Source organism: Priestia megaterium (assembly GCF_041941685.1).
Taxonomy (GTDB): domain Bacteria; phylum Bacillota; class Bacilli; order Bacillales; family Bacillaceae_H; genus Priestia; species Priestia megaterium_C.
In genome coordinates this window covers 4772257-4797029 of sequence record NZ_CP130958.1, presented here as the reverse complement: position 1 = coordinate 4797029, position 24773 = coordinate 4772257, and the positions used below count along the sequence as shown (strand labels likewise).

The following is a 24773-nucleotide window of genomic DNA, read 5'->3' as shown; positions in this document are numbered from 1 at the left end:
TTTAGTGAGAAATTTTTGTATGTTACATCATCTGCCAAACTTGTTGACTGAATAATCAGTCTTTTCTTATACTCAATAAAAAAGAGGAGATGAACGGATTTGATAGATGCGACTCGTTACGAAGCGGAACAAGTAGGAGGTTACGGAAGTTTTCGTAAAAAAAATACCCTGCCTATTCTATGGAAGGGGGTTATAAACTGGTTAAAACTTGAAAGTAGCAAAATGGAGTCTAAGGATGCAAAAAGTATTCACTTCAGTGAATCGCATTTATTTGTTCAACATTTGCCTTTTTCCTCAGGTGAAGCCTGTCATCAAAACTCGTCCTCTGCGCCTCTTAACCATTCTGAACCTTATATTCGCTATTATGAAAATGCTAATGCATCTCTGGCTGAAAGCTACGGAGGAGTTGAAGGAGAGCATATTCTGCTGATTGAACGTATTGTCGGTCAATCAGAGGTAGTAAAATATTTAAGCAAGCTCGAAGGTTTGAAGGCCTACAGAATGAGCGTAACTAGTCAAGAAGGAAACCATTCCTTTTATGAAATCTGTTTAATAAGCAGTGATGCAGAAATGATGAGTGAAATCATCCATCGAATGGTTACACCAATCCAGCAATGAAAAAAAGCAGGCGAGAGCCTGCTTTTTTTATGAGAACATTGACGTACTGTGCATAGGCTGTAAGCGAGCCTTTGGATCAATGTATGCTTTAGCGTTATTAACGGCAGTCGGACCTTCGCCAAATCCTGCCACGATGAGTTTTACTTTTCCATCATATGTGCAGACATCACCTGCTACATAGATACCAGGAATATTTGTTTCTTGCTTTGAGTTAACAACAATTGCATTTTTCTCTAAATCTAAGTCCCATTCTTTAATTGGACCTAGAGAAGAAACAAATCCAAAGTTTACAATAACATCATCTACGTCTACTACTGTCTTTTCTTCACCTTTTGTATTTTCTAACACAACTTGTGTAATACGGTCATCTCCAATAAATTCAACCGGTACATATGGTGTTTTAATATCAACTGATGAATTATGCAAGTTTTCTACGCTGTGTTCATGAGCGCGGAACTTGTCTCGGCGATGCGTTAACGTTACTTTTTCTGCGATCGGCTCTAACATAAGAGACCAGTCTACAGCAGAATCCCCGCCCCCGCATACTAATACTTTGCGGCCTTTGAATTTATTCATATCATCCACAAAATAATGAAGATTCGTTTGCTCGAACTGTTCTGCGTTTTCTAGCTCGATTTTACGGGGCTTAAATGCACCGTTTCCAGCCGTAATAATAATTGTTTTTGAATAGTGGACTTCAGAATTAGTAGTTAATCGAAATACGCCGTCCGCTTGTTTTTCTACCTTTTCTACGGCTTGCTCTAGCGCAACTGCAGGTTTAAATTGATCCATTTGCTCTTTTAGGTTATTGACTAATTCTTGAGCGCGTACTTTTGGAAAACCAGCTACGTCATAAATATATTTTTCAGGATATAAAGCAGAAAGCTGTCCACCAAGCTGTGGTAAGCTTTCAATAATTTTTACGCTCGCTTGACGCATACCGCCATAAAATGCTGTAAATAAGCCTGTAGGGCCGCCTCCGATGATGGTAATATCATATACTTGTTTATCTTCTTTCATTTATAATCACCTCTAGATTGTTCTGTGCCAATGCATATTCTACTTTATGATAGCATAGTAAATTATAAAATATCATTAAAACACGCTGGAATGTTTGAGAAACTTTCTCAACTTAAAGATCAGTATTTGTAATCATTAACATAACCACACGTTTTGGTCAAATATAAAACTGGGTATACAGGAAAGTAATTGAAAATTTAAAAGCTTGTAAATACAAAGTAAAGGGTTGAAAAACCGATTAAAAAAGCATAAGATGTTTGTGTAAATCAAGCTAGGACTTATGCTTACATTTTTTTGAAAAAGAAAAAATGTATTTTTTTAAAAAAGAACGTGAAGTGATTCACATTATTTTTCTTATATGAATAATAAATGGATAGCGATGATCGTTCTTGCTCAAACTAACATAAAAAAGCAAACCAAATAAAATTGCTCTTATCATTATATTTGTAAGACATACTTGTGACTATAACTAAAAAAGGTGGATGACATTCCTATGAAAAAGCCTAAAATCGTCATTTTGGGTGCCGGGTATGGCGGCATTATGACAATTGTTAATTTACAAAAGAAACTGGGTGCTAGTGATGCGGAAATTGTTTTGGTAAATAAAAACGATTACCATTACGAAACGACATGGCTTCATGAAGTATCAGCAGGTACAATTCATCAAGATCGCTCTCGTGTTCCTGTTAAAAATTTAATTAACACAAATAAGGTTACATTTATCAAAGACACGGTCGTAGATATTAAGTTAGATGAAAAGCGTGTTCTTCTTGAAAACAGTGAGCTAACTTACGATTATTTAGTTGTTGCTTTAGGGTATGAAGCAGAAACTTTCGGAATTAAAGGTTTAAAAGAACATGCATTTACCATTACGAGCATTAATGCAGCACGTCAAATTCGTGAGCATATTGATTATGTGTTTGCGACGTACAACAATGAAGTGGAAAAAAGAGACGAACTTCTCACAATTATTGTTGGGGGTGCTGGCTTTACCGGCATTGAATTTGTGGGAGAATTAGCAAATCGAGTCCCTCAGCTTTGCAAAGAGTTTGATATTCCGCGTGAAAAAGTACGCGTTATTTGTGTAGAAGCAGCGCCTACGGCTTTGCCAGGTTTTGATCCAGAACTTGTAGAATATGCGGTAACACAACTAGAACGAAAAGGAATCGAGTTCAAGATCGGAACAGCGATTAAAGAGTGTACAGAAGAAGGAATTATTGTATCAAAAGATGACCAAGTAGAAGAAATCAAATCAGCAACAGTTGTATGGGCTGCGGGTGTTCGAGGCAGTCATGTCATTGAAAAAGCTGGATTTGAGAACATGCGCGGACGTGTAAAAGTAAGCAATAGCTTGCTGGCACCAGGGCATGAAGATGTGTTTGTTATTGGAGATTGTTCACTAATGATTAACCCTGAAACAGAACGTCCTTATCCGCCAACAGCTCAAATTGCTATGCAGCAAGGCGGTACCTGCGCTGAAAATATTAGCCGTTTGATGAAAGGTCAAAAAGAATTAAGCGAGTTCAAACCAGATATTAAAGGAACAGTATGTTCGTTAGGGCATGATGACGCAATTGGCGTTGTATATGGTCGAAAACTATTTGGTTCAAGCGCATCTTTTATGAAAAAAGTTGTTGATAATCGCTCACTTTTCCTTCAAGGCGGAGCAGGTCTTGTATTGAAAAAAGGAAAATTTAATTTCTTTTAAAACAAAAAGCAAAAGGTCTTTAAGCCTTTTGCTTTTTTGGTATTAACTTACTTTTCTGTGATTGACGCCTTCATTACTCTTAAGTAAACTGAGAGTATAAAGAGTAACGGAGGCGAAAAGCAATGGAAATGAGTGTGCCTGTACTAATTATCTCCATCTTGTTGTTTTTTGTTTTGTTTTTTGGAATCGGTTTCTTATTGAATATGCTGCTTCGCATGTCTTGGATTATGGCCATTATTTATCCCGTGATTTTTATTTTTATTATTGATGATGTAAGAGCGGTTGATTACATTCAACATCCCGCTCACTCCTTTCAGCAGCTAGGGACAATAGTGCTATCTTTAGCCACAGCTGACATTGCGATTTTAATGGCTGGTTTTATAGGTGCACTAGCTTCAGGCATTACCATTAAATCTTTACGAACAAGAGGGTACCAAATGTTTTAAATGTAAATTCTTCTCGCAAACGAATAATTTGTTTTTATGTTGGAAACAAATAGATTCGTGAGAGGAGTTGTGGAAATCACAATGATTGGAAAAATAGCAAAGCGATTCATTATGTGCCTACTACTGGTCGGAGCGCTGTTTACAACATATGAAGCAATTACCGGCGTCCCAATAACTACAGTCATCAAATATATGCCTTTTATAAACAGTACAGGGCATCCTCTAATGAATGAAAGGCTCTTGCCATCATTTCTAAAACCACTAAGAGCTGAAGCGGCTAGCAATGACAAAGAGCGTCTGACGATTGAAGAAGCATTTGATTGGTCGCGTTATCCAACTAAGAATGTATTGGCTACGGGTTACACAGCTGGTTACGAATCAACTGGGAAAAATCCCAATCATCCAGGGTATGGTATTACATATTCGGGCGTTAAAGTAAAACGTGACTTGTATTCCACCATCGCTGCTGATTTAACCATATTTCCAATCGGCACGATCTTGTTTATTCCGGGCTATGGCTATGGAGTGGTAGCAGATAAAGGTGGGGCTATTAAAGGCAATCATCTTGATTTATATTTTGAGACTGTTTCCGATGTGTACAACATATGGGGTAAAAAAGAATTAAACGTCTATGTAGTGAAATCAGGGGACGGCCGCTTAACTGAAGAAGAGTTAACAATGCTGAATGAAAAGAAGTCGATGCAGGTTTTTCGCCAGCAGGTAAAATAAACGAGAAACACATGAAGAATTCTTCATGTGTTTTCTTATGTTTTATGGCCATACATAATACGTTACAAAAGCAACTGCTATCCCTGTTAAGGCTCCAAAGAAAACTTCAATAGGCTTATGTCCAAGCAGCTCTTTTAGCTTCACTTGTTTTTCGTCTTCTTCATTGGTCGTCCACAGCTTTGCCTCTTTTACCGCGCGCTGAAAGTCTTCAACCAAACGATTTAAAACCGTTGCTTGCTCTCCTGCGTGTCTTCTTACTCCTTTAGCATCGAACATGACAATAATGGCAAAAATAGCGGAGAGAGCAAAAATGGGGGATTTAAGACCTTCTGCTAGCCCAATGGCAGTTGCTAAGGAAGTTACTGCTGCGGAGTGAGAGCTTGGCATGCCTCCCGTACTAAAAAATAAGCTGCCGTCTATTTTCTTAGTAGCTACAAAAGAAAGGGGAATCTTAATAAATTGAGCAAAGAAAATAGCGATTAATGAACTCCAAAGTGGAAAATTTGAGAATAAATCCATTGAGATGTCCTCCCTCAACTTAAAATGTCTGAAAAGCTAAACCCGTATGATGAAAAAAGCGGTAGATGAAAGTATATGTGTGAAACTAAGGTTTTTGAACTGTGATTAAAAATTGTATTTCTGCTATCATATGTATATAGATGAAAACAGTGGTGAATATGATATATATTCCACTTGCTGAATAGATTAAACAAAGCAGATGATAAATAAAAATAAAATCTCTATACGTAAAAGGGAGGAATTTTATGTTTTCGCATGTAGAAACATTTGGTGTTGATCATCAAACAGAAGCGCTCGTAATCGGGTTATTTAATCAAAACCAACAATTTGAAGGCCTTCTAAAAGAAATTGATGAAGCTTTAGGTGGACAGCTCATTCATTTGATTAAAGAAGGGGATATACGTGTACAAGAAAAACGTACATCAACGATTCATACACTAGGAAAATTAGGAGCAAAACGTCTTTATTTTGTGGGACTCGGACGAAAGCGAGCGCTAACTAAAAATGGACTCAAAGAGAGCTTTGGGCTGTTATTTAAAAAGTTAAAAGAAGCGAAGATTTCAAACGCATCGGTCGCCCTTTCTACATTTGATACAGGAGCGTGGTCAGAGCAAGAAACTGCAGCTTTATTAGGAGAAGCTCAACAGCTCGCTATGTACGAGTTTGAAAACTACAAAAAGAAATCAAACGAACCTGACAAGCAGCTTGAGAAAATTGAACTGTTTTCTTTTTATAAAGACGTTGTACAATCTGCTTTGGTTGGATATACGTATGGAAAAGCAACAAACTCAGCGCGCACCCTTGTTAACTTACCAAGCAATATGCTAACGGCTACAGATTTAGCTAATTATGCAGTAGAAATGGCACATACATATGGTTTTGAATATGAAATTTTAGAAAAAGAAGAGATGGAAACATTGGGAATGGGCGCACTGTTAGCAGTCAATCAAGGTTCCGCAGAGCCTCCTAAAATGATTGTCCTGAAATATCAAGGAAAAGAAAAATGGGAAGACGTTATTGGGTTGGTAGGAAAAGGGATTACCTTTGACACAGGTGGTTACTCTATTAAATCTAAAGACGGGATTGTAGGTATGAAAACAGATATGGGCGGAGCTGCATCTGTTCTTGGTGCAATGGAAGCGATCGGAGAATTAAAACCTCATCAAAACGTAGTAGCTGTCATTCCATCAACTGACAACGTTATTAGCGCGCGTGCTTTTAAGCCAGATGACGTAATTACAGCAATGAATGGAAAGACAATAGAAGTACTGAATACAGATGCTGAAGGGCGTTTAGCGTTAGCTGATGGTATCTCCTATGCCAAACACCACGGAGCAAATTATTTAGTAGACGTGGCGACATTAACGGGTGGTGTAATTGTAGCTCTTGGTACACATACAACTGGGGCAATGACGAATGATTCTGCTTTATTGCAGCAAATAGCGAAAGCGAGCATTGAGACAGGCGAACCGATTTGGGAGCTGCCTATTACAGAACGAGACAAAAAGCGTGTTCAGGGAAGTAAGGTAGCAGATTTAAATAACTCTCCTGGACGGGAGGGGCATGCAATTATGGCAGGAACCTTTATTGGTGAGTTTGCAGAGCAAACACCATGGGTTCACTTGGATATTGCTGGAACTGCAACATCCGCTGCTTCTCATGAGTTAGGACCTTCAGGTGCAACAGGCGTGATGGTGCGAACACTAGCTGTAATGGTTTGTTCATTTGAAGCCAATTAATGAAAAAATATAGCAGTGATAGAAAGAAACGTAAAAAGAAGCATCGATGATGCTTCTTTTTTAATATGCTTACATAATGTTTTTTCTTTTTAGTAAGAAAGTTTATTTAGAAAAATCCTTATATTGTTAAGGGTGTAGAGAAGTTAAACAAACGTTTATTTAGTAAGATGATTGACTTTTTTTCTATACCTAATATAATGAACATGTTGTTTATCTCTCTAATGCTTTAATTAGATAAAGTAGAAAGAAAAATGGAGGTTTCAAAATGAATGCAGTATTAATAGCTGTGCTCGTGATGCTGATTTTGAGCTTATTGCGTATCAACGTTGTCTTTTCTTTAGCAGTCGGAGCGCTAATTGGAGGACTTGTTGGCGGTATCAGCCTCACAGATACAGTAAGTATATACACAGATGGTCTTGGAAACAGTGCTTCTGTTGCATTAAGCTATGCTTTGCTTGGAGGATTTGCAATGGCTGTTTCGCGGACAGGGCTGCCTGATGCCGTTGTTCAGCTAGCGTTAAAAATAGTAGGGAAAGAAGGAGAAACAAAAAAGAAGTCACTGTCAAAAGTACTGATTTTACTGATCATCCTTATTATTTCATGTTTTTCTCAAAACGTTATTCCGGTTCACATTGCATTTATTCCGCTTTTAATTCCACCTCTATTAAAAGTATTTAATCAGTTAAAAATCGATCGCCGATTAGTCGCAACAGTTATTACATTTGGATTGGTTACACCTTATATGTATTTGCCGGCAGGATTCGGTAAGATTTATCACGACATTTTATTTACTAACATCAAAGAAAGTGGATTAACAATTGATAAAGGAGATATTACCACGGCGATGGCTCTTCCAGCTTTAGGAATGGTAGCGGGCTTATTGTTTGCTGTGTTTATTTCGTACCGCAAGCCGCGCAGTTATGAAGACATTGACATTGATCAAGGCAGGAGCGTACAGGTTACACAACAAGAGGAATTATAGTAGCTTTACTTGCGATTGTAGCGGCTTTAACTGTGCAGCTCTTAGTAGATTCTATGATTTTCGGAGCGCTTGCAGGGGTTGTTGTCGTTTACTTCAGCGGGGCTTTGAAGTGGAACGAAGCAGATCCAGTATTAACGAACGGAATGAGAATGATGGCTTTCATCGGATTTGTTATGCTGTCAGCCTCTGGTTTTGCAAAAGTTCTTCAAGAAACTGGAGATGTAGAAGCGCTTGTAGAAGGCTCTGTTGCTCTTATTGGCGGAAACCAAATGCTCGGTGCATTTCTTATGCTTGTCATCGGGCTTTTAGTCACAATGGGCATTGGTTCTTCTTTCTCTACCATTCCAATTATCGCGACGATTTTTGTTCCTCTTTGCTTAGAACTTGGTATGAGTCCAATGGCAACGATTTGTATTGTTGGTACAGCGGGATCGCTTGGAGAAGCTGGTTCACCAGCTTCAGACAGTACGCTTGGACCAACATCTGGATTAGCAGTCGATCGTCAGCATGATCATATTTGGGATACGTGTGTACCAACTTTTCTTCACTATAACATTCCACTCATTATTTTTGGGTGGATTGCCGCAGTTATCTTGTAAATAGAGGACCTATAATGACAAAAAAGCAGCCGGTCAAAACCGGCTGCTTTTTTGTCATGCTTGAGAAAGAGTAGAAGCAGTGCTGTCACAAGCTCCTAATGCTTGCTCTACAGCCTGAAGAGATTGTTCAATACGTTCACGATTTGAATCTTTCTCTACTGTTTGAAGAGCTTGTTCAAGGCTTGCTTTTGCCTGATTTAATGATGTACAAGAATCTTGCACGTAACCTCTAGCGTTTTTAGACATTCTTCTTCCTCCTAACTAACCAAAAATGAGAATCAATAAGTAGTATGAGTAATTTGCAGGGAATTATGAGGAGAAATAATAAAAAGGATTAACTCTTATGAAAGGAGTTAATCCTGTCAGCCTAACTGTTTAAATTGGTTGGAATGTAGAAGTTCAAGCACTTTCTTATCAAGCTCCTTAATTTTCTTTACAGCCAGATTATATTCCATTTCACGGTAATGGTGTTTGCCGCCTGGCTCTTCGTCAGCTTCATCAGCTAGTTTGACTACTCTTTGAAGAGGGCGTTGTTGAATTGTTCCTTCAGGCAAATATGAGTCTGTGTGTAGTAAAATAGCTAAGGCAATTTCTTTTGCCGCCTGAGGTTCCTCACCTAAACGAATGAGTAATTTATGTGCACGTTCAGCACCTTTAATAGCGTGAATATCATTTTGACGATACTTCTCATAATCCCACTGACCATTTGTGTACCATTCGTAGTGGCCAATATCATGAAGCAGCGCTGCTTTTGTAGCTAAATCGGGGTTTACATTATGCTGTACAGATAGACGAAACGCATGATAGGCAACGGATACAGCATGCGCAACGCCAGAGCGAGTTAAATATTTTTGAGCGATAGGATGCGTGAAAATTTCTACTAGTGTAACATGTCTCATCATGTCATCCCTCCTAAAGAAAAAATATATTTCCAAATACAATATCATATTTGTATCCTAAATACAATTATCGTGTAATTTGTTTTTACATACAAAAATGGCATATATTATAATATTCGGAACGAAACAACATGTACATCTTTTTTTGAAGAAAATAAGACTTTTTTCCTTGTATTTTACCATCTGATATTTAACGATACGTGACAGCAGTCAAATTGGTTATCAGGATGAATAAACGTAATTTTAATATAGTCTGGGGTATAAAAAACATCGATTTTTGTCTTAACACCAGTGGAAAGAATGAGTCTTTTTACTTCACTCATTTTGGATTCTTGAGCAGCAGCTTTTATTTTTTTTATTAAATTTGGCGAAGTATTAGCTCTTTTAATAAAGATAGTAGCGCTTTGCATGGTAGAGGGAATAACTTTAAGAGATTGCTGAAATGTAGCGATGTCCGCCTCAGGTAAGTTAGGTACCCTGTATGTATAAGGGTGAGGCATGTAGTACGATGGCCAATAGTAAGACAAGGGAGCAAATGATTTCATATAAGAAACCTCCTAGAAAACGGATTTTTATTATGTATATGTAAAGGGTTCGTATATGTTGTAGCAAAAACGTTATTGTATACTAGATACAAAGGGAGGTATGGATATGAAAACAAAAGATACGCTGTTAGAAGCATTAGGAATTGAGATTATTAGTGCGAGTGAAGAAAAAGTGGAAGCGACGATGCCTGTTGATGAGCGAACGCGTCAGCCATTTGGGCTTTTACACGGAGGAGCATCGGTGGCGTTAGCTGAAACTGTGGCTAGTCTAGGTGCCATTAAAAGTGTCGATCTCGAAAAAGAAATTTGTGTAGGTTTGGAAATTAATGCCAATCATATCAAAGGGAAAAAAGACGGAATCGTTACAGCTATAGGCGTTCCTTTACATAAAGGAAAAAAAACAGCGGTTTGGGAAGTGAAAATTCAAGATGAAGAAGAGAATTTAATCTGTATATCCAGATGTACGCTTGCTATTCTGCCTAAAGCTTAAACATAAGAATGCTTAGTCTAGAAGGTGTGAGGTATGCTTTTGGAGTCAGAAGGAGCCACCTCACACACTCGTGTTAGAGTTTAAAGAGAATTTGGAAGAGCGGATACATAAAAAAGTGAAAAAATAGGTGAAAAAATAAGCGAAATTATGTCTATTCGTGACAGTTACCCTGCGCATGGAGACATGCTCTAGAATATAGTAGTAGTAAAGTATTCTTTTTATTCAGCAACTAGAATATTCATAATATTAAAAATAAGAACAGAAAATAGACCTTCCGATTGTTCAATCGTGCTATAATAGCATTAATATAGTAGGGCGGTTTATTTTACAAAGGGGTGATAATATTGGATAAGAACTCTCAGTATTTATTCATTGATTTTGAATTTACAATGCCAGAGTATAAGGGTTTTCCAAAAGGCTTTTTTCCGGAAATCATTGAAGTTGGTTTGGTATTTGTTAAAAATCAAGAAATCATTGATCGTTTCTCCTCTTACGTACAGCCTACACACTTTACAAAATTAACTGAGCGCTGTAAATCATTTCTCCATATCGAACAAAATCAAGTAAATGAAGGCATTACGCTAGAGCAGCTTGTACAGCGACTGGGCATGTATAAACACAGCACGATCATTACGTGGGGGAACATGGATATGAAAGTATTAAGGCAATGCTGTCAAAAAAATAAGGTGCCATTTCCTTTTGCAGGTAAAGAAATTGATCTATCAATGGAGTATAAGCGCTTTTTTGGAGATCAAAATCAAACTGGCCTTTGGAAAGCTGTGCAAGAGTATGGTAAAGAAGGAACTGGAAAGCACCACTGCGCGCTTGATGATGCGATGACGACACTCAACATCTTTAAGCTTGTAGAAAAAGATAAGCGGTACCTTCAAAAACCAGAGCCAACGACCATAGGAGATCGAATCGATTTTTCAAAAGTATTAAATAAATTTGCATTATAAAAGCCAAATCACTTCTACGTGAATTTGGCTTTTTACTTAATGAATACCGTACTCTTTTTTTAACTCTTCTAAACAAGCAATACTTGCTTGAGCAAAAGGGCTATCTTTGGCTTGTTGCTCAGCTATCTTTAATTCAAGTGCTTTTTTTAGTGAATTTTTATAATCGGGAATGCTGTCTTCATAGAGATGAACCATTTTTTGAGGAATATTGGCCTGCTCTCGAAATGCAAGTGCTTTTCGCTCGTGAAAAAAAAGGTACGTCCACCTGTCCAGGATTATGTAAGTCACCTTGTTCTGGATGCTTTAACACAGCTTGAATCTGCACAACATAATGTAAATCTCGAACTTGTGTAATTTCACCGATGTATTTCCCAGTTTTATAAAGTGCCGTAACGGTTTGACCAATTTTAAATGTCATATTGCCAGATCTCCTTTAAGTAAAGTGTTTGTTATCACCAGTATAAATCAAAACCCCCTACCGTTTCTATGAAAGGATGTTGTACATGATGTATTTAATGTTTTTGCTTTATTTTCCGGAAGATAAAAGAGAATATATTCCTGCTTTTGCTACTATGGCGATTTTTGTACTAGCAGCAGTTGCAGTATGGCGTTTAATCATTAAGATTTCGAAAAAAGAAGAAGAAAAAACGAAGGAATTAGAAGCAAAGCTAAAAGAGCAGGATAATAAGAAATCACTGTAATGAAATGCAAATAAAATGTAAGCGTTTAAAATAATATGTTGCTGGACAATCTATGGAAAGACATCTAAAACTTTCGCTAGTGCATATGCGATTGGAGGGCAACATGAAAAAACTACTACTCATTGGAACCGTGCCTTTTTTCTTGTTAACGGGGTGTATGGAAAAAGAAATATCCAATAAAGAAGTCAAAGTCTATAACGCAGATGGTGATAGCATCGGTACAGTCAAGTTGAAAGAGCAGGCCGATGGAATTGAGTTTACGTACAATTTAAGCGGACTTCCACCTGGCGAACACGGCGTACATATTCATGAAATGGGAATTTGCAAAGCTCCTAACTTTAAAAGTGCGGGCAATCACCTTGATCCTGATAAAAAGAAACACGGACTGTTAAATCCAAAAGGACCGCATTTAGGCGATATGAAAAATATTGTGGTAGAAGACGATCAGACGTATACAGGAACAGATATGGTTCCTCAAGTCACGTTAAAAGAAGGAAAGACATCTCTCGTTAAGCGTATGGATGGTTCATCCCTTGTTATTACCGAACAAGGTGATGACGGAATGACAGAGCCATCAGGTAATTCTGGCAAGCGAATCGCCTGCGGAGTTATTTCAAAAAAACATTAAAAACAGCGTTCTTTCGTGAGAAAGAACGCTGTTTTTTACGTTAAAGCTACTTTTAAGCGATTTAATCCTTCTTGAAGCTGTTCATGTGAACAGCCAATGTTCAAGCGGATAAAACCTTTTCCATATGTGGAACTGTATTTTTCACCTTTTTCTACGGCAATTTTCCCTTTTTCTAATAAGCGTTCATGTAATTCTTCTTCTGATAAATGCAGCTTGTTGCAGTCAATCCATAGTAAATAAGTTCCTTCGGGCTGAACCACTCGCAGTTCAGGCAAGTTCTCACTTATAAAACGCGTCACGAGATCTACATTTTTCTTCAGATATACAAGCAGTGCTTCTAGCCACTCCTCACCTTCACTGTAAGCCGCCTCTAACCCAATTATTCCGAATGTGTTTAAATTAGAAAACCCTTGTTTTTGCTGTTGTTGAGCATACTGTGTGCGCAGTTTCTCGTTTGGAATAATAATAGCTGAAGCTTGAAGTCCGGGTATATTAAATGTTTTGCTAGGGGCCATACACGTAATGGTTCGATTGGCTGCATCTTCACTCACCATGCTAATGGGAATGTGTTTATAAGGCTGGTAAATTAAATCAGAATGGATTTCATCTGAAACAATTAATACATTGTATTTTTCACAAAGATCGGCAAGCTTCTTCAGTTCTTCTTTTGTCCACACGCGTCCTACTGGATTATGAGGGCTGCAAAGAATCATTAATTTTACGCCTTCTGCAAATTTTTGCTCTAAATCTGCAAAATCAATTTCGTATTTATTGCCTGCAAGTTTTAACGGATTTTCAACAACTTCTCGATCATTTACCTTTATCATGTTAAAAAATGGAGTATAGACTGGAGGCTGAATTAAAATTGAATCTCCGGGTTCCGTAAATGCTTGAATAGCCATACTCAGGGCAAATACAACTCCTGGACTGTATGTAATCCATTCATGATCAATGGTCCACTGATGCTTTTTTTCTACCCAAGATGATAAAGCATTTGCCGTAGATTCAGTAGGGGAAGTGTAGCCGAAAATACCGTGTTTGACACGCTCATTAATGGTTTGAAGAACATTAGGCGGCGCTTGGAAATCCATATCAGCTACCCAAAAAGGCAGAACATCTTTTGCTCCAAAAACAAGATCAGTTTTGTCCCACTTTACGGACTGCGTACCTGTACGGTTAATTAATTGATCAAAAGAATAAGTAGACAATAAAAGTACCCCCTTTTTTAATATAATAGTTTGCTTATTTTTAATACGTTTGTCAACGAAGTTAACTTGTGAAGTCAATAACGAAAGTGAAAAAATTGCTGAAGCACGACTAATAAATTTTTTATTAAAGTTAGCGCCTCGTGTGAAATATACGAACTCGCCCCGTCATTATTGAGACAGGGCTTTTTCACCGTACAAAAAATCGACCATATGAGATTGCACAATGTCGGGACACTCTTCTGGTAAAAGGTGTCCAATTTCCTTTAAAGAGATAAAGGTAGAGTCTGTTAAATCATCTTTTAACTTACGTCCGAGATGCAAAGGAACAACCCGGTCTTCTTCTCCCCAAATGAGTAAACTTGGTTTTTTTATATGCTGCAAATCCTTTGAGGATAGGTCTCCTTCTCGATCACGAATCATTCTTGTTAAAGCCATAAACGTACGGTCATCCAAAAATGGTTCAGTATAGCCATCAATCATTTCTTCGTCGATTAACTTATGATCAAATACGACATTTTGCAAGTTACCTAATACACCTTTGCGAGACAGCCACGTTTTTACCCACAGATAAAAGAAGGGAACATAAGAAGACATGACCAATCCGTAATGTGAGGGGCCTAAATAAGCTGAGCTGCAAAGAAGAACTAGTTTCGATACGCAAGAAGGCTTTAACTTTGCTACGTTTAAACAAACCTGTCCTCCCATTGAGTGTCCCGATAGTACAACATCTTTCAACTTTAAATATTCAATCAACTCAATGACAATTCTGGCTAAATTTTTATACGAGTATTGAAAGGTTAACGATTTTTCACTTCGCCCAAATGGCGGAAGGTCCAGCGTAATGATAGAAAACGTATCTTCAAATAAAGGAATTAAACGTCGAAAGCTAAAACTGGATGATAAAAAGCCGTGAATAAATACAATGGCTGGTTTATCAGGGTGATAGTTATGGCATTCGTAGTAAACATTGACTCCATTAAAAGTACGCTGGTGGCAAGTAATTTTAGATTCAGTCAATTTGTTTCACTCCATCTTTTTCTTTCTAGTCTGTCCTAATTTCCAGCAATCTATAAAATGAAACTCAATTACCGGTATAGATTTCACATTAAAGATGTGTTTAAATTTGATATAATGGAAAAAGTGAAAAAATTTAATCGTTGTAGGAGGGGAACGCGGTGTTCTTAGAAGAAAAAGAGTTAGAAATTTTAGAAATTCTAGAAAAAAATAGCCGTATTTCAATAGATAGTATTTCAAAAATGGTGGATTTAACATTTGAAGAAACCTCTAATATTGTTAAAAAGCTAGAGAGAGAAAAAGTAATTGTGCAATATTCAGCTGATATTAACTGGAGACGAGTAGATGGACATGAGGGCGTCACGGCTATGATAGATGTAAAAGTTGCACCAAAGCGAGGAGTAGGCTTTGACGAGATTGCGGAGCGCATCTATCGTTTTCAAGAAGTGAAATCCGTGTACCTAATGTCAGGAGCATATGATTTGTCTGTTATTATTGAAGAAAAATCAATGTCTGAAGTAGCGTTTTTTGTTTCTGAAAAGCTTTCTACGCTAGACTCTGTTTTATCTACAACGACTCACTTTATCATGAAAAAATACAAGCACGATGGTACCATCTATGACCAAGGCGATGAAGATCGCAGAATCGTGGTGTCTCCGTAATGAAAGAGCGCTTGTCAACAACTGTACAACAGCTGAAACCTTCAGGTATTCGCCGCTTTTTTGATTTAGCAGCAAGTATGGATAACGTCATCTCTCTTGGAGTAGGTGAACCTGATTTTGTCACATCCTGGGCTGTTCGAGAAGCGAGTATTTTATCGTTGGAAAGAGGATATACCTCTTATACAGCAAATGCGGGGCTTTTAGAGCTCCGCTTTGAAATTATGAAGTATATGAAAAGAAATTTTAACGTCTCGTATGATTATAAAGATGATATTATTGTGACCGTTGGAGGAAGTCAGGCTCTAGATATTACAATGCGAGCTTTGATTAACCCTGAAGATGAAATTATTGTCGTGGAGCCAAATTTTGTGTCTTACAGTCCGTTAATTTCGCTAGCAGGAGGAGTTCCTGTGGCAATTGAAACAACGGCAGAAACAGAGTTTAAACTTCAGCCTAGACAGATTGAAGAAGTCATTACAAGCAACACGAAAGCCCTTCTTTTATGCTCTCCTAATAATCCAACAGGAAGCTCACTATCTAAAGAAGAGCTGCAGGCTATTGCGGATATTGTCATAAAGCATGACTTGCTTGTTATCACGGATGAAATATATGCAGAATTAACATATGATGAAGAATTTACATCTATTGCTTCTTTAGAAGGGATGAAAGAACGAACTATTATTATTTCTGGCTTTTCTAAAGGGTTTGCCATGACTGGATGGCGTCTTGGATACATATGTGCACCAACTGAGATTGCTAAAGCAATGCTGAAAATTCATCAGTATACAATGATGTGTGCGCCAACCATGGCACAATATGGAGCAATTGAAGCACTACAAAATGGGCAGCATGACGTAGAAGAGATGAGAAAAAGCTATCGCAGAAGACGGAACTATATGGTGAAGTCATTAAATCAAATTGGTCTGGAATGCCATTCTCCAGGAGGAGCGTTTTATGTATTCCCGTCTATCAAGAAAACTGGATTGTCATCGGAAGAATTCGCTGAGCAGCTTTTGCTTGAAGAGCGAGTAGCCGTGGTGCCAGGCAATGTATTTGGAAAAGGCGGAGAGGGACATATTCGCTGTTCATACGCCTCTTCAATGGAATCATTAGAAGAATCCATAAAACGGATTAGCCGTTTTATTGAAAATAAGTTATAATAAAAATAAGATATTATGTCATATCGTATAGACGGTTTGATATAATATCTTTTTTGCTATGATGAAATGTAGTGTTAGTTTATATTTGTGACGAAATTGGTAAATAATAAATATAGTATAACTACTTTTTGATTCAATCTATGAACTGTGCTATAATTTTAAATTGGCTATAATGGTGAAAATAATAAGGTATCTAGGAGTGTTTATATGTCAAAATTTGAAATCGGTACTGTTACAAAAGGTAAAGTAACAGGAATTCAACCATACGGTGCATTCGTTGCATTAAATGAAGAAACTCAAGGATTAGTTCATATCTCAGAAGTAAAACATGGCTTTGTTAAAGATATTAACGAACATTTATCAGTAGGAGACGAAGTAAACGTTAAAGTATTATCTGTTGATGAGTCAACTGGTAAAATTGGTTTATCTATTCGTGCAACTGAGCCAGCTCCAGAAAAAACTGAAGCTTCTGCACCTAAAAAACCTGCTAAAAAGCGTCAAGGTCAAGCAACAGTTCACACTGAATCTACTCAAGGATTCAACACATTAAAAGAAAAATTAGAAGAGTGGATTGAGCAATCAAACCGCGAAGATCTAATTAAGAAATAAGAAAAAAAGAAGGATAGCTTAGCTATCCTTCTTTTTTTAATGTTCCGTTCTAGGTTCTGTACGTTCTACTTCAGCAGAAGGTTTAAATAATAGACCTAGGTTAATCAGTCCTGCGATTCCAACCAATCCATAAATAATGCGGGAGAAAGCAGAGGTTTGACCGCCGAAGATTGCTGCTACTAAATCAAATTGAAAAAAGCCAATAAGTCCCCAGTTAATTGCTCCAATAATCGTTAATACGAGCGCAATACGTTGAATACCACTCATGATGAACCCTCCTTGTTTTGTAGTTCACTTATTAGCCTGCTTTTTTTAGAGGGAAATATGCATATTTGCTTTTGGAAGATACAGACAAATAAATGTTCATTTGGATGGGGTGAGCATCTAGCCAACAGGGAATAATCTTTAGGAAGTCAATTTTCTTTACAATCAAAAAGTTGTTCTTCATAATGATGCATGTAATCAAGCTCGTAAGGAGGAGTTTATAGTGAACAATTTTACATTTTATAATCCTACAAAATTAATTTTTGGTAAAGGTCAATTAGAGCAATTAAAAACTGAAGCAAGTCGCTTTGGTAAAAAGATATTATTAGTATACGGCGGGGGAAGCGTAAAACGCAGCGGTTTATACGATCAAGTAATGGATGTACTGAATGACATGAATGCAGAAGTACATGAGTTAGCGGGAGTAGAGCCGAATCCTCGTCTGACAACTGTTCGCAAAGGAATCGATATTTGTAAAGAAAACGGTATTGAATTTTTACTTGCAGTAGGCGGAGGAAGCGTAATCGATTGTACAAAAGCAATCGCAGCAGGCGCAAAATATGATGGCGACGTATGGGACATCATTAACCGCGACGTATTCGCAGCTGAAGCTCTTCCATTTGGAACAGTGCTGACATTGGCAGCAACAGGTTCAGAAATGAATGCTGGTTCTGTTATTACAAATTGGGAAACACAAGAAAAATACGGCTGGGGCAGTCCGGCAACATTCCCTCAATTCTCTATTTTAGATCCGGTTAATACATTTACTGTACCAAAAAATCAAACAGTTTATGGCATGGTCGACATGATGAGCCACGTATTTGAACAATATTTCCATGCTGCAACAAATACGCCGCTTCAAGATCGCATGTGTGAAGGAGTACTGCAAACGGTTATTGAAACGGGACCAAAATTATTAAACGACTTAGAGAACTACGAGTTACGTGAAACGATTTTATACAATGGGACAATCGCATTAAACGGTATGTTACAAATGGGACACCAAGGCGATTGGGCTACTCACAATATTGAGCATGCGGTATCAGCTGTATATGACATTCCACATGCAGGTGGGTTGGCAATTTTATTCCCGAACTGGATGAAACACGTAATGGATGAGAACGTAGATCGCTTCAAGCAAGTAGCTGTACGCGTATTTAACGTAGATACGGAAGGCAAGACGGATAAAGAAGTAGCACTTGAAGGTGTTGATAAGCTTCGTGAATTCTGGTCAAGCCTAGGTGCACCAACTCGCTTAGCTGATTATGATATTGGTGAAGACAAATTAGATCTTATGGCTGATCGGGCGATGGCTAAAGGTGAATTTGGTAAATTTAAAAAATTAAACAAAGAAGATGTACTAGCAATCCTACGCGCTTCTTTATAAGATTCTCGATAAAAAACGCCGTGCAAACCGCACGGCGTTTTTTTCTATTCATGATGGGTAAGATTTTTCTGCTGTTTGGTTTTCAAATCATCCCGAACGGTTTTATCAGAAAGAGGAACTCCGCTGTAATAAGCCGCTCTTCCTAGTAAATGCCCAGCAATAGGAGAGGTGATAAACACAAAGACAATCGCTAAAATTAACCGTGCACTAATGTGGCCGGTGTCAATCCAAAAGTAGAGTAAGCAGCCCACTAGTATAAACAGGACGCCTAGGGTAGCACTTTTGGAGGCAGCGTGACTTCTTGTATACGTATCAGGCAAGCGAATAAGCCCAATCATGGTCACCACTGTCAGAAGAGATCCTATTAGTACCAAAGCTCCTACAATGATTTCACTGATCACGTTCATATTCAATCACTTCTCCTTTCTCTAAAAACTTAGAAAAAGCAACGGTACCTACAAAGGCTATGATGCCTAGCAGTAAAATGACTTCGAAAAAAGCCTGAGTTCGAAAAATAATCGAGATGATGGCTGTGATGGCAATGATGTTAATTCCAATAGCATCAAGGGCCATTGCCCGATCAGCAGTTGACGGACCTTTTACCACTCGATAAACAAACCCAATAGTTGAAGCAGAAATGAGAATGAGCGAAACGTTTAAAAAAATATCGAGCATTTAACGACTCACCTCCATAATAGCTTTTTCGAATGTTTGTTGAATATCTGTAATAATGTCATCAATATCGTCTGTATTGATTGCGTGAATATAGATAGTAGAATTATCATCTGACACATCCATCACCAGTGTGCCTGGCGTTAGCGTAATTAAAAGAGAAAGAATGGTAATTTCCCATTCACTCTCCAGACGGGTTGGCATTGCAAAGATGGCTGGCTGAATATTTAATTTAGGGCGCAATACGTCCTTAGTCACTGCAATATTGGCTTTGAATAATTCTCGTATGAAAATAAACAGCAGTTTAATGATCGCATACACTTTATGCAAGTAAAAACGTCTGTGAAAAAAACGGCGGAAAACAAACAGCAGCACCGCTCCCCAGAAAAAACCTATAATAAAGGAAGGGAGTGTCCAAACCCCTCTCAAAAACATCCATGTGAATGCAATGGTTACGTTTAATAATAGTTGAAATGACATGCAGATCTACTCCTTTAACACCGATTGGATATAAATTGAAGGATCCATAAGCGTTTGAGCGGCTGTTGACACATAAGGAATAACAGCTTCTGCACCTAGTCCTAAAAAGACAGAAACAACAAGTAAGATAGCGGATGGGTATAGAATGCCTTTAAGGGATACTTTTTCATGCTCAGAAGAAAGCTTAGGTTCCCCCCAGAAGCAGCTCATGAAAATCTTAATGGCAGAATATAAAACAAGCAGGCTTGAAACTAGTAAAACTCCTACAAACGTGTAGCTCTCTGATTCTAAGCCGCCCTGAACTAAAAGGAATTTTCCAATAAAGCCGCTTAGGGGAGGAATTCCTGCCAACGAAATAGTAGCGATAAAAAACATCCAGCCAAGCAGCGGATAGTCTTTAATTAACCCACCCATTTTCTTTAATTTTGTTGTTCCAGTTATTCGAATGATGCTTCCAGCAAGAAGGAATAGAGCTGCTTTAATAATCATGTCGTGAATTAAATAATAAATAGCTCCTTCAAAACCTGCGTTTGTTATCAAGGTCACCCCGTAGACAATGACTCCGACAGCAATAATAATGTTATAAATTAAGATTTTATTTACATCCGAATAAGCAATGGCGCCTACTGCACCAACAACGATAGTCAAAAGCGCAACGTAGCCGATAATTTGATGAGTAAATTCGGGATGATGGTAAAACAGTAAAGTGAAAGTCCTGAAAATCGAATAAACGCCTACTTTTGTGAGCAAAGCACCAAACAACCCGATAATAACGGGTGGAGGCGCACTATATGAACCTGGAAGCCAGAAATACATTGGAAATAAAGCTGCTTTTAAGGCGAAGACGATAAATAAAAGCATGCCAATGGTTGTTAAAATTCCCGTCTGGTTCGCCTCAGCAATTCGCTGTGAAAGGTCTGCCATGTTGAGAGTTCCTGTTACGGCATATAAATAAGCAACGGCAATGACAAATAAAGCGGATGAAATGACGTTGACTAAAATATACTTAAGTGACTCTCGAAGCTGTGCTTTTGTACCGCCAATTACAATAAGAGCGTACGAAGACATAAGCATGACTTCAAAAAAGACAAATAAGTTAAAGATATCACCTGTTAAGAAGGCGCCGAATACGCCTACTAATAAAAATTGTACAAATGAATAAAAGTAAAAGCGTTCACGCTTTTCCCCAATTGTTTGAAAAGCAAAAAGAACGCAGCATAGTGTTACCACACTAGCAGTAAGTACGAGAAGGGACGCGAACATGTCCGCTACTAGAATAATTCCAAAAGGAGGCTTCCAGTTTCCAAGCTCGTGAGTTAAAATACCTTTTGACTGAACCAGTTGTACTAAATAGGCAGCAAAAGCAGTGGTGGTGATTAATGATAAAACACTGATTATCCTTTGAAGTTTAATATTGTCTTTGAAAAAAATGAGCACAACACCTACAACAAACGGGATAAGCAGTGGGATGATTACAAAATTACTCGTCATGTTCATTTCCCCTTAACTTGTCCATATCGTCTGTTCCGAGTTCTTGATAAGCCCTGTAAGCTAGTACAAGGAAAAAAGAAGTGACGCCAAAGCTTATGACAATGGCAGTTAAAATTAGGGCTTGAGGTAAAGGATCTGTATAAGAAGAAGCCTTTTCTCCCAGAAGGGGAACACTTCCTCCTTTTAATCCGCCCATCGTTAAAATCAACAGGTGAACACCGTGGCTTAATAAGCCTGTTCCAATAATAATTCGCAGTAAACTGCGGGATAACATGAGATATACAGCGGCAGTGAATAGAATTCCCGCCACTATGGACATTAATATTTCCACTATTCACTCTCTCCAATCGTTTGAATAATGGTCATCGTAACACCAACAACTACTAGATATACACCTAAATCAAACAGTACAACGGTAGCTAAAGATGTTTTCCCGAGAAGAGGGAGGTTAAAGTAGCTATATGTGTGAGTTAGAAATGGGACTTTGAAAATAAATGACCCAAGCCCCGTTAAAATAGCTAGCAGCAGTCCGGAAGCCGCGACCTTCTTATAGTCAAATGGGATGACTTTGGATACGGTTTTTATATCGAAAGCCAGCAGTAGTAATACAAGGGCTGCTGAGGTAGTAAGTCCCCCAACAAACCCTCCCCCGGGTGTATAATGACCTGCAAAGAAAAGATGAATGGCAAAAATGATAATAATAAACGTGACTACTTTCGTTGTGGTTTGTAGTATCAAATCATTTTTTTTCACTCTTCTTCCTCCTTTGTTAACCGAAGACGAATCATGCCATAGATAGCAAGAGCTGCTATACAAAGTACGGTAATTTCAAATAATGTATCAAATCCGCGGAAGTCAACAAGGATTACGTTCACCATGTTTTCGCCGCCTGCTTTTTCATAGCTGTTTTCAATAAAGTAATGTGAAATCGATTCAAATAGTTTCGTACTGTTTGCTGATATGCCAAGCAGTGTAACAGTCGTTCCTACAAGAAGAGCAACCAGTAAGTTTGGCAGCTGAAACTTCACCCTTACTTTTCGCTTCCGAAACTCCGGCAAGTAGTAGAAACATAGTAAAAACAGGGATACCGATACAGTTTCAATCACTAATTGAGTCAAAGCTAAGTCAGGAGCTCGGAATAATACGAAAAATAAAGAGAGCGTATACCCGACAACTCCGAGCGAAATAATGGCTGTGAGGCGTGATTTTGCCAATAAAGTTGTAATAGTAGCTGCAACCATTACGACTGCTAATATGGCTTCATAAACGCCTATAGAAGCAGTATCTTTTAAATCAATCGCAAAGGCATTCTGAGAAAAGAGCGTCACGAGAAGTAAAATGCCTATGAAAGTAAAAATGATTAAAAGATAGTCTCTAATAAATCCTGTCATTAATGTTTTCATGATACGTGTTGACCCTTTTTCTATCCCTTTAATTCCATAATTATAGCCGTTATTAAGCGTTAAAGAAGAAGGGAATCGTGTATAAATTTTTGACCACTTTTGAATCGTCATAAATAACAAAATACCAAATATGATGACCCCTAGCGTCATAAATAATTCTGGCGTAAAGCCATGCCAAAATTTAATATGCACTTGATATTCTTTACCTTCAGCTAGCAGGCTAGGTGCGATAGAGGCCATTGTTGGCTCAATAAGGGTTGATTCTAATAAATTAGGAGCAAAGCCAAACATAACAACCAGTGATGCTAAAATAACAGGTGAAATAAGCATGCCTACTGGTGCTTCATGCGGCTTCTTCTCTAGTTTTTCGGGCTGGTATTTACCTGTAAAGGTTTTAAAGACAAGAATCATACTATAGACGAAAGTGAAAATACTTCCTAACCAAGCGATGATAGGCAGCAAAATTCCCCACGTCTGCATGCTATACATATCCATTTTTGTTACGTTTACCATGCCTGTAAAAAACATCTCTTTACTTAAGAATCCATTAAAAGGAGGAAGACCCGCCATTGAAAATCCCCCGATGATAGCAATGGTAAATGTCACAGGCATGAAGCTCATTAACCCGCCTAACTTTCTAATGTCACGCGTGCCTGTTTCATGATCGACAATGCCTACTACCATAAACAAGCTGCCTTTGAAGGTAGCGTGGTTAATCAAATGGAAAACCGCTGCAGTAAGAGCTACTAAGTAGATATTATCGTCTAAAAAATCATAGTGAATAGCTGCGCTACCTACTCCTATAAGTGACATAATCATCCCGAGCTGACTAATGGTTGAAAAAGCTAAAATCCCTTTCAAGTCTTGTTGCTTTACTGCTGAAAACGAGCCCCAAAACAGTGTAATTAGTCCTATAATTGAAATAGTAAAAAACCAAGTGGCGCTTATAGCAAAAACAGGGCTGAGTCTTGCTAAAAGATAAATTCCCGCTTTTACCATTGTGGCTGAATGAAGGTATGCACTCACTGGGGTTGGAGCTTCCATTGCATCTGGCAGCCAAATATGAAAAGGAAACTGAGCAGATTTTGTAAAGGCCCCTAATAAAATGAGGACTAGAGCTGGAATGAATAGATGACTTGATGTGACTACATCTGCGTTTGAGATAATTTCGCGTATGCTGAAAGTACCTGTCATAACGTATAAAAGCACAATTCCTGCTAATAGGGAAAGTCCTCCGAATACGGTAATGAGCATAGATTTTAAGGCTCCGTATTGAGATTTCTCTCGTTTGTACCAATAACCGATCAATAAAAAAGATGAAAGGCTTGTTAATTCCCAAAAGCTGTAAAGGCTCATTAGGTTGTCTGATAATACAACTCCTAGCATCGACCCCATAAAAAGAAGCAAATAGACATAAAACGAATGCAGTGCTTCTTTTGTCTTAGAAAGATAATAAATGGAGTAAAGAATAACAAGTGTCCCAATTCCGGTGATTAATAGAGAAAACAGAAGACCAAGTCCATCCACATAGGCATCAAAGTTAATGCCCAGACTAGGTATCCATTTCATTGAATGTAGATATGTTTCCCCCTTAGAAGCACCACTGATATATTGTGTGAAATAAATGAACAACACAAGTGGAAGAGGTAAAACGAACCACCCTGTATGAATACGCTGGAATTTCCTATACAGAAGGGGGACAAAAAAGGCTAATAAAAAAGGCGATAAAATCACCAAGTGCAACCACGACAAAAGACAAACCTCCTTGTGATATTCAATTCTGTAACCGATTATATAATAATTTAATTATGCATGCATCCATGCTATTTTTTAGTATCAGC

28 protein-coding genes and 2 pseudogenes are annotated in these 24773 nt (G+C 38.0%); 14 read left to right on the top strand and 16 right to left on the bottom strand.

Features of this window, described 5'->3' with window-relative positions; translation table 11 throughout:
* Positions 1-99: 99 nt before the first annotated feature.
* The gene (locus tag Q5794_RS25455; protein WP_374988533.1) at positions 100-618 is read left to right on the top strand and encodes a hypothetical protein; all 519 of its coding nucleotides are present in this window, start codon (positions 100-102) and stop codon (positions 616-618) included.
* A gap of 27 nt (positions 619-645) precedes the next feature.
* Here Q5794_RS25455 and Q5794_RS25450 read toward each other — a convergent pair whose 3' ends face one another.
* Complete coding sequence (locus tag Q5794_RS25450) at positions 646-1638, bottom strand: NAD(P)/FAD-dependent oxidoreductase (RefSeq protein ID WP_374988532.1); 993 nt, start codon at positions 1636-1638, stop codon at positions 646-648.
* Between the two features lie 493 nt (positions 1639-2131).
* Between Q5794_RS25450 and Q5794_RS25445 the strand changes: the two genes are divergently transcribed.
* From Q5794_RS25445 to Q5794_RS25435, 3 genes are all read left to right on the top strand, one after another.
* Complete coding sequence (locus Q5794_RS25445; protein WP_025752690.1) at positions 2132-3346, top strand: NAD(P)/FAD-dependent oxidoreductase; 1215 nt, start codon at positions 2132-2134, stop codon at positions 3344-3346.
* Between the two features lie 122 nt (positions 3347-3468).
* On the top strand, positions 3469-3792 hold the full coding sequence (locus Q5794_RS25440) for a YuiB family protein (protein WP_215054760.1): 324 nt from the start codon (positions 3469-3471) through the stop codon (positions 3790-3792).
* 81 nt (positions 3793-3873) lie between these two features.
* Positions 3874-4521, top strand: coding sequence for a 3D domain-containing protein (locus Q5794_RS25435; RefSeq protein ID WP_013085320.1), 648 nt, complete (start codon positions 3874-3876; stop codon positions 4519-4521).
* Between the two features lie 42 nt (positions 4522-4563).
* Here Q5794_RS25435 and Q5794_RS25430 read toward each other — a convergent pair whose 3' ends face one another.
* The gene (locus Q5794_RS25430) at positions 4564-5040 is read right to left on the bottom strand and encodes a divergent PAP2 family protein (protein ID WP_013059614.1); all 477 of its coding nucleotides are present in this window, start codon (positions 5038-5040) and stop codon (positions 4564-4566) included.
* A gap of 245 nt (positions 5041-5285) precedes the next feature.
* Between Q5794_RS25430 and Q5794_RS25425 the strand changes: the two genes are divergently transcribed.
* Both Q5794_RS25425 and Q5794_RS25420 read left to right on the top strand, forming a co-directional pair.
* The gene (locus Q5794_RS25425) at positions 5286-6779 is read left to right on the top strand and encodes a leucyl aminopeptidase (RefSeq protein WP_215054759.1); all 1494 of its coding nucleotides are present in this window, start codon (positions 5286-5288) and stop codon (positions 6777-6779) included.
* Positions 6780-7044: 265 nt separating this feature from the next.
* Positions 7045-8360, top strand: a pseudogene (locus Q5794_RS25420) (Na+/H+ antiporter family protein).
* A 54-nt stretch (positions 8361-8414) separates the two neighbouring features.
* On the opposite strand, the gene Q5794_RS25415 reads toward Q5794_RS25420, so the two are convergent.
* From Q5794_RS25415 to Q5794_RS25405, 3 genes are all read right to left on the bottom strand, one after another.
* On the bottom strand, positions 8415-8606 hold the full coding sequence (locus Q5794_RS25415) for a hypothetical protein (protein WP_013059611.1): 192 nt from the start codon (positions 8604-8606) through the stop codon (positions 8415-8417).
* A gap of 116 nt (positions 8607-8722) precedes the next feature.
* Positions 8723-9259 carry an HD domain-containing protein gene (locus Q5794_RS25410; RefSeq protein ID WP_192997185.1) on the bottom strand — a complete coding sequence of 179 codons (537 nt, stop codon included), beginning with the start codon at positions 9257-9259 and terminating at the stop codon, positions 8723-8725.
* A 176-nt stretch (positions 9260-9435) separates the two neighbouring features.
* Complete coding sequence (locus tag Q5794_RS25405) at positions 9436-9804, bottom strand: hypothetical protein (protein ID WP_374988531.1); 369 nt, start codon at positions 9802-9804, stop codon at positions 9436-9438.
* Positions 9805-9910: 106 nt separating this feature from the next.
* On the opposite strand from Q5794_RS25405, the gene Q5794_RS25400 reads away from it, so the two are divergent.
* A complete protein-coding gene (locus Q5794_RS25400) occupies positions 9911-10294 on the top strand; it encodes a hotdog fold thioesterase (RefSeq protein WP_215054758.1) in 384 nt (127 codons plus the stop codon).
* Positions 10295-10638: 344 nt separating this feature from the next.
* Entirely contained in the window at positions 10639-11253 is a 615-nt protein-coding gene (kapD, locus tag Q5794_RS25395) for a 3'-5' exonuclease KapD (RefSeq protein WP_013059607.1), read from the top strand.
* Between the two features lie 36 nt (positions 11254-11289).
* Here the strand turns inward: kapD and Q5794_RS25390 are convergent.
* Positions 11290-11671 (bottom strand): annotated as a pseudogene (locus Q5794_RS25390) (kinase-associated lipoprotein B).
* Between the two features lie 85 nt (positions 11672-11756).
* Between Q5794_RS25390 and Q5794_RS25385 the strand changes: the two are divergent.
* Positions 11757-11954, top strand: coding sequence for a hypothetical protein (locus tag Q5794_RS25385; protein WP_078082210.1), 198 nt, complete (start codon positions 11757-11759; stop codon positions 11952-11954).
* 103 nt (positions 11955-12057) lie between these two features.
* Complete coding sequence (locus Q5794_RS25380) at positions 12058-12582, top strand: superoxide dismutase family protein (RefSeq protein WP_013059604.1); 525 nt, start codon at positions 12058-12060, stop codon at positions 12580-12582.
* A 35-nt stretch (positions 12583-12617) separates the two neighbouring features.
* Here Q5794_RS25380 and Q5794_RS25375 read toward each other — a convergent pair whose 3' ends face one another.
* Together Q5794_RS25375 and Q5794_RS25370 are read right to left on the bottom strand one after the other, a co-directional pair.
* Positions 12618-13790, bottom strand: a complete 1173-nt coding sequence (locus Q5794_RS25375) for a MalY/PatB family protein (protein ID WP_215054756.1) — start codon at positions 13788-13790, stop codon at positions 12618-12620.
* Between the two features lie 168 nt (positions 13791-13958).
* On the bottom strand, positions 13959-14807 hold the full coding sequence (locus Q5794_RS25370) for an alpha/beta fold hydrolase (RefSeq protein WP_013059602.1): 849 nt from the start codon (positions 14805-14807) through the stop codon (positions 13959-13961).
* Between the two features lie 158 nt (positions 14808-14965).
* On the opposite strand from Q5794_RS25370, the gene Q5794_RS25365 reads away from it, so the two are divergent.
* The 3 genes from Q5794_RS25365 (at position 14966) to yugI (ending at position 17235) form a co-directional block, all read left to right on the top strand.
* On the top strand, positions 14966-15466 hold the full coding sequence (locus Q5794_RS25365; protein WP_013059601.1) for an Lrp/AsnC family transcriptional regulator: 501 nt from the start codon (positions 14966-14968) through the stop codon (positions 15464-15466).
* A complete protein-coding gene (locus Q5794_RS25360) occupies positions 15466-16626 on the top strand; it encodes an aminotransferase (protein WP_215054755.1) in 1161 nt (386 codons plus the stop codon). Before Q5794_RS25365 ends, Q5794_RS25360 begins: the two co-directional genes overlap by 1 nt.
* 207 nt (positions 16627-16833) lie before the next feature.
* A complete protein-coding gene (gene yugI, locus Q5794_RS25355) occupies positions 16834-17235 on the top strand; it encodes a S1 domain-containing post-transcriptional regulator GSP13 (RefSeq protein WP_013059599.1) in 402 nt (133 codons plus the stop codon).
* A gap of 36 nt (positions 17236-17271) precedes the next feature.
* Here the strand turns inward: yugI and Q5794_RS25350 are convergent, their stop codons facing one another.
* Positions 17272-17502: a DUF378 domain-containing protein gene (locus Q5794_RS25350; RefSeq protein WP_013059598.1), complete on the bottom strand. Its 231-nt coding sequence runs from the start codon at positions 17500-17502 to the stop codon at positions 17272-17274.
* A 220-nt stretch (positions 17503-17722) separates the two neighbouring features.
* On the opposite strand from Q5794_RS25350, the gene Q5794_RS25345 reads away from it, so the two are divergent.
* Complete coding sequence (locus Q5794_RS25345) at positions 17723-18886, top strand: iron-containing alcohol dehydrogenase (protein ID WP_013085305.1); 1164 nt, start codon at positions 17723-17725, stop codon at positions 18884-18886.
* 44 nt (positions 18887-18930) lie between these two features.
* On the opposite strand, the gene mnhG is transcribed toward Q5794_RS25345, so the two are convergent.
* The 7 genes from mnhG to Q5794_RS25310 are packed head-to-tail and all read right to left on the bottom strand — an operon-like array spanning position 18931 to position 24684.
* Positions 18931-19293 (bottom strand): monovalent cation/H(+) antiporter subunit G, encoded by a 363-nt coding sequence (mnhG, locus tag Q5794_RS25340; protein ID WP_215054754.1) that lies wholly within the window; start codon positions 19291-19293, stop codon positions 18931-18933.
* Positions 19277-19561, bottom strand: coding sequence for a Na(+)/H(+) antiporter subunit F1 (locus Q5794_RS25335; RefSeq protein ID WP_013059595.1), 285 nt, complete (start codon positions 19559-19561; stop codon positions 19277-19279). Before Q5794_RS25335 ends, mnhG begins: the two co-directional genes overlap by 17 nt.
* A complete protein-coding gene (locus Q5794_RS25330) occupies positions 19562-20038 on the bottom strand; it encodes a Na+/H+ antiporter subunit E (protein WP_192997166.1) in 477 nt (158 codons plus the stop codon).
* A 6-nt stretch (positions 20039-20044) separates the two neighbouring features.
* On the bottom strand, positions 20045-21529 hold the full coding sequence (locus Q5794_RS25325; RefSeq protein ID WP_215054753.1) for a Na+/H+ antiporter subunit D: 1485 nt from the start codon (positions 21527-21529) through the stop codon (positions 20045-20047).
* Positions 21519-21860 (bottom strand): Na(+)/H(+) antiporter subunit C, encoded by a 342-nt coding sequence (locus Q5794_RS25320; RefSeq protein WP_013059592.1) that lies wholly within the window; start codon positions 21858-21860, stop codon positions 21519-21521. Before Q5794_RS25320 ends, Q5794_RS25325 begins: the two co-directional genes overlap by 11 nt.
* Positions 21860-22282, bottom strand: a complete 423-nt coding sequence (locus Q5794_RS25315) for a Na(+)/H(+) antiporter subunit B (RefSeq protein ID WP_013085301.1) — start codon at positions 22280-22282, stop codon at positions 21860-21862. The genes Q5794_RS25320 and Q5794_RS25315 overlap by 1 nt, the downstream gene beginning before the upstream one ends.
* A complete protein-coding gene (locus Q5794_RS25310) occupies positions 22279-24684 on the bottom strand; it encodes a Na+/H+ antiporter subunit A (protein ID WP_215054752.1) in 2406 nt (801 codons plus the stop codon). Before Q5794_RS25310 ends, Q5794_RS25315 begins: the two co-directional genes overlap by 4 nt.
* Positions 24685-24773: the final 89 nt, after the last annotated feature.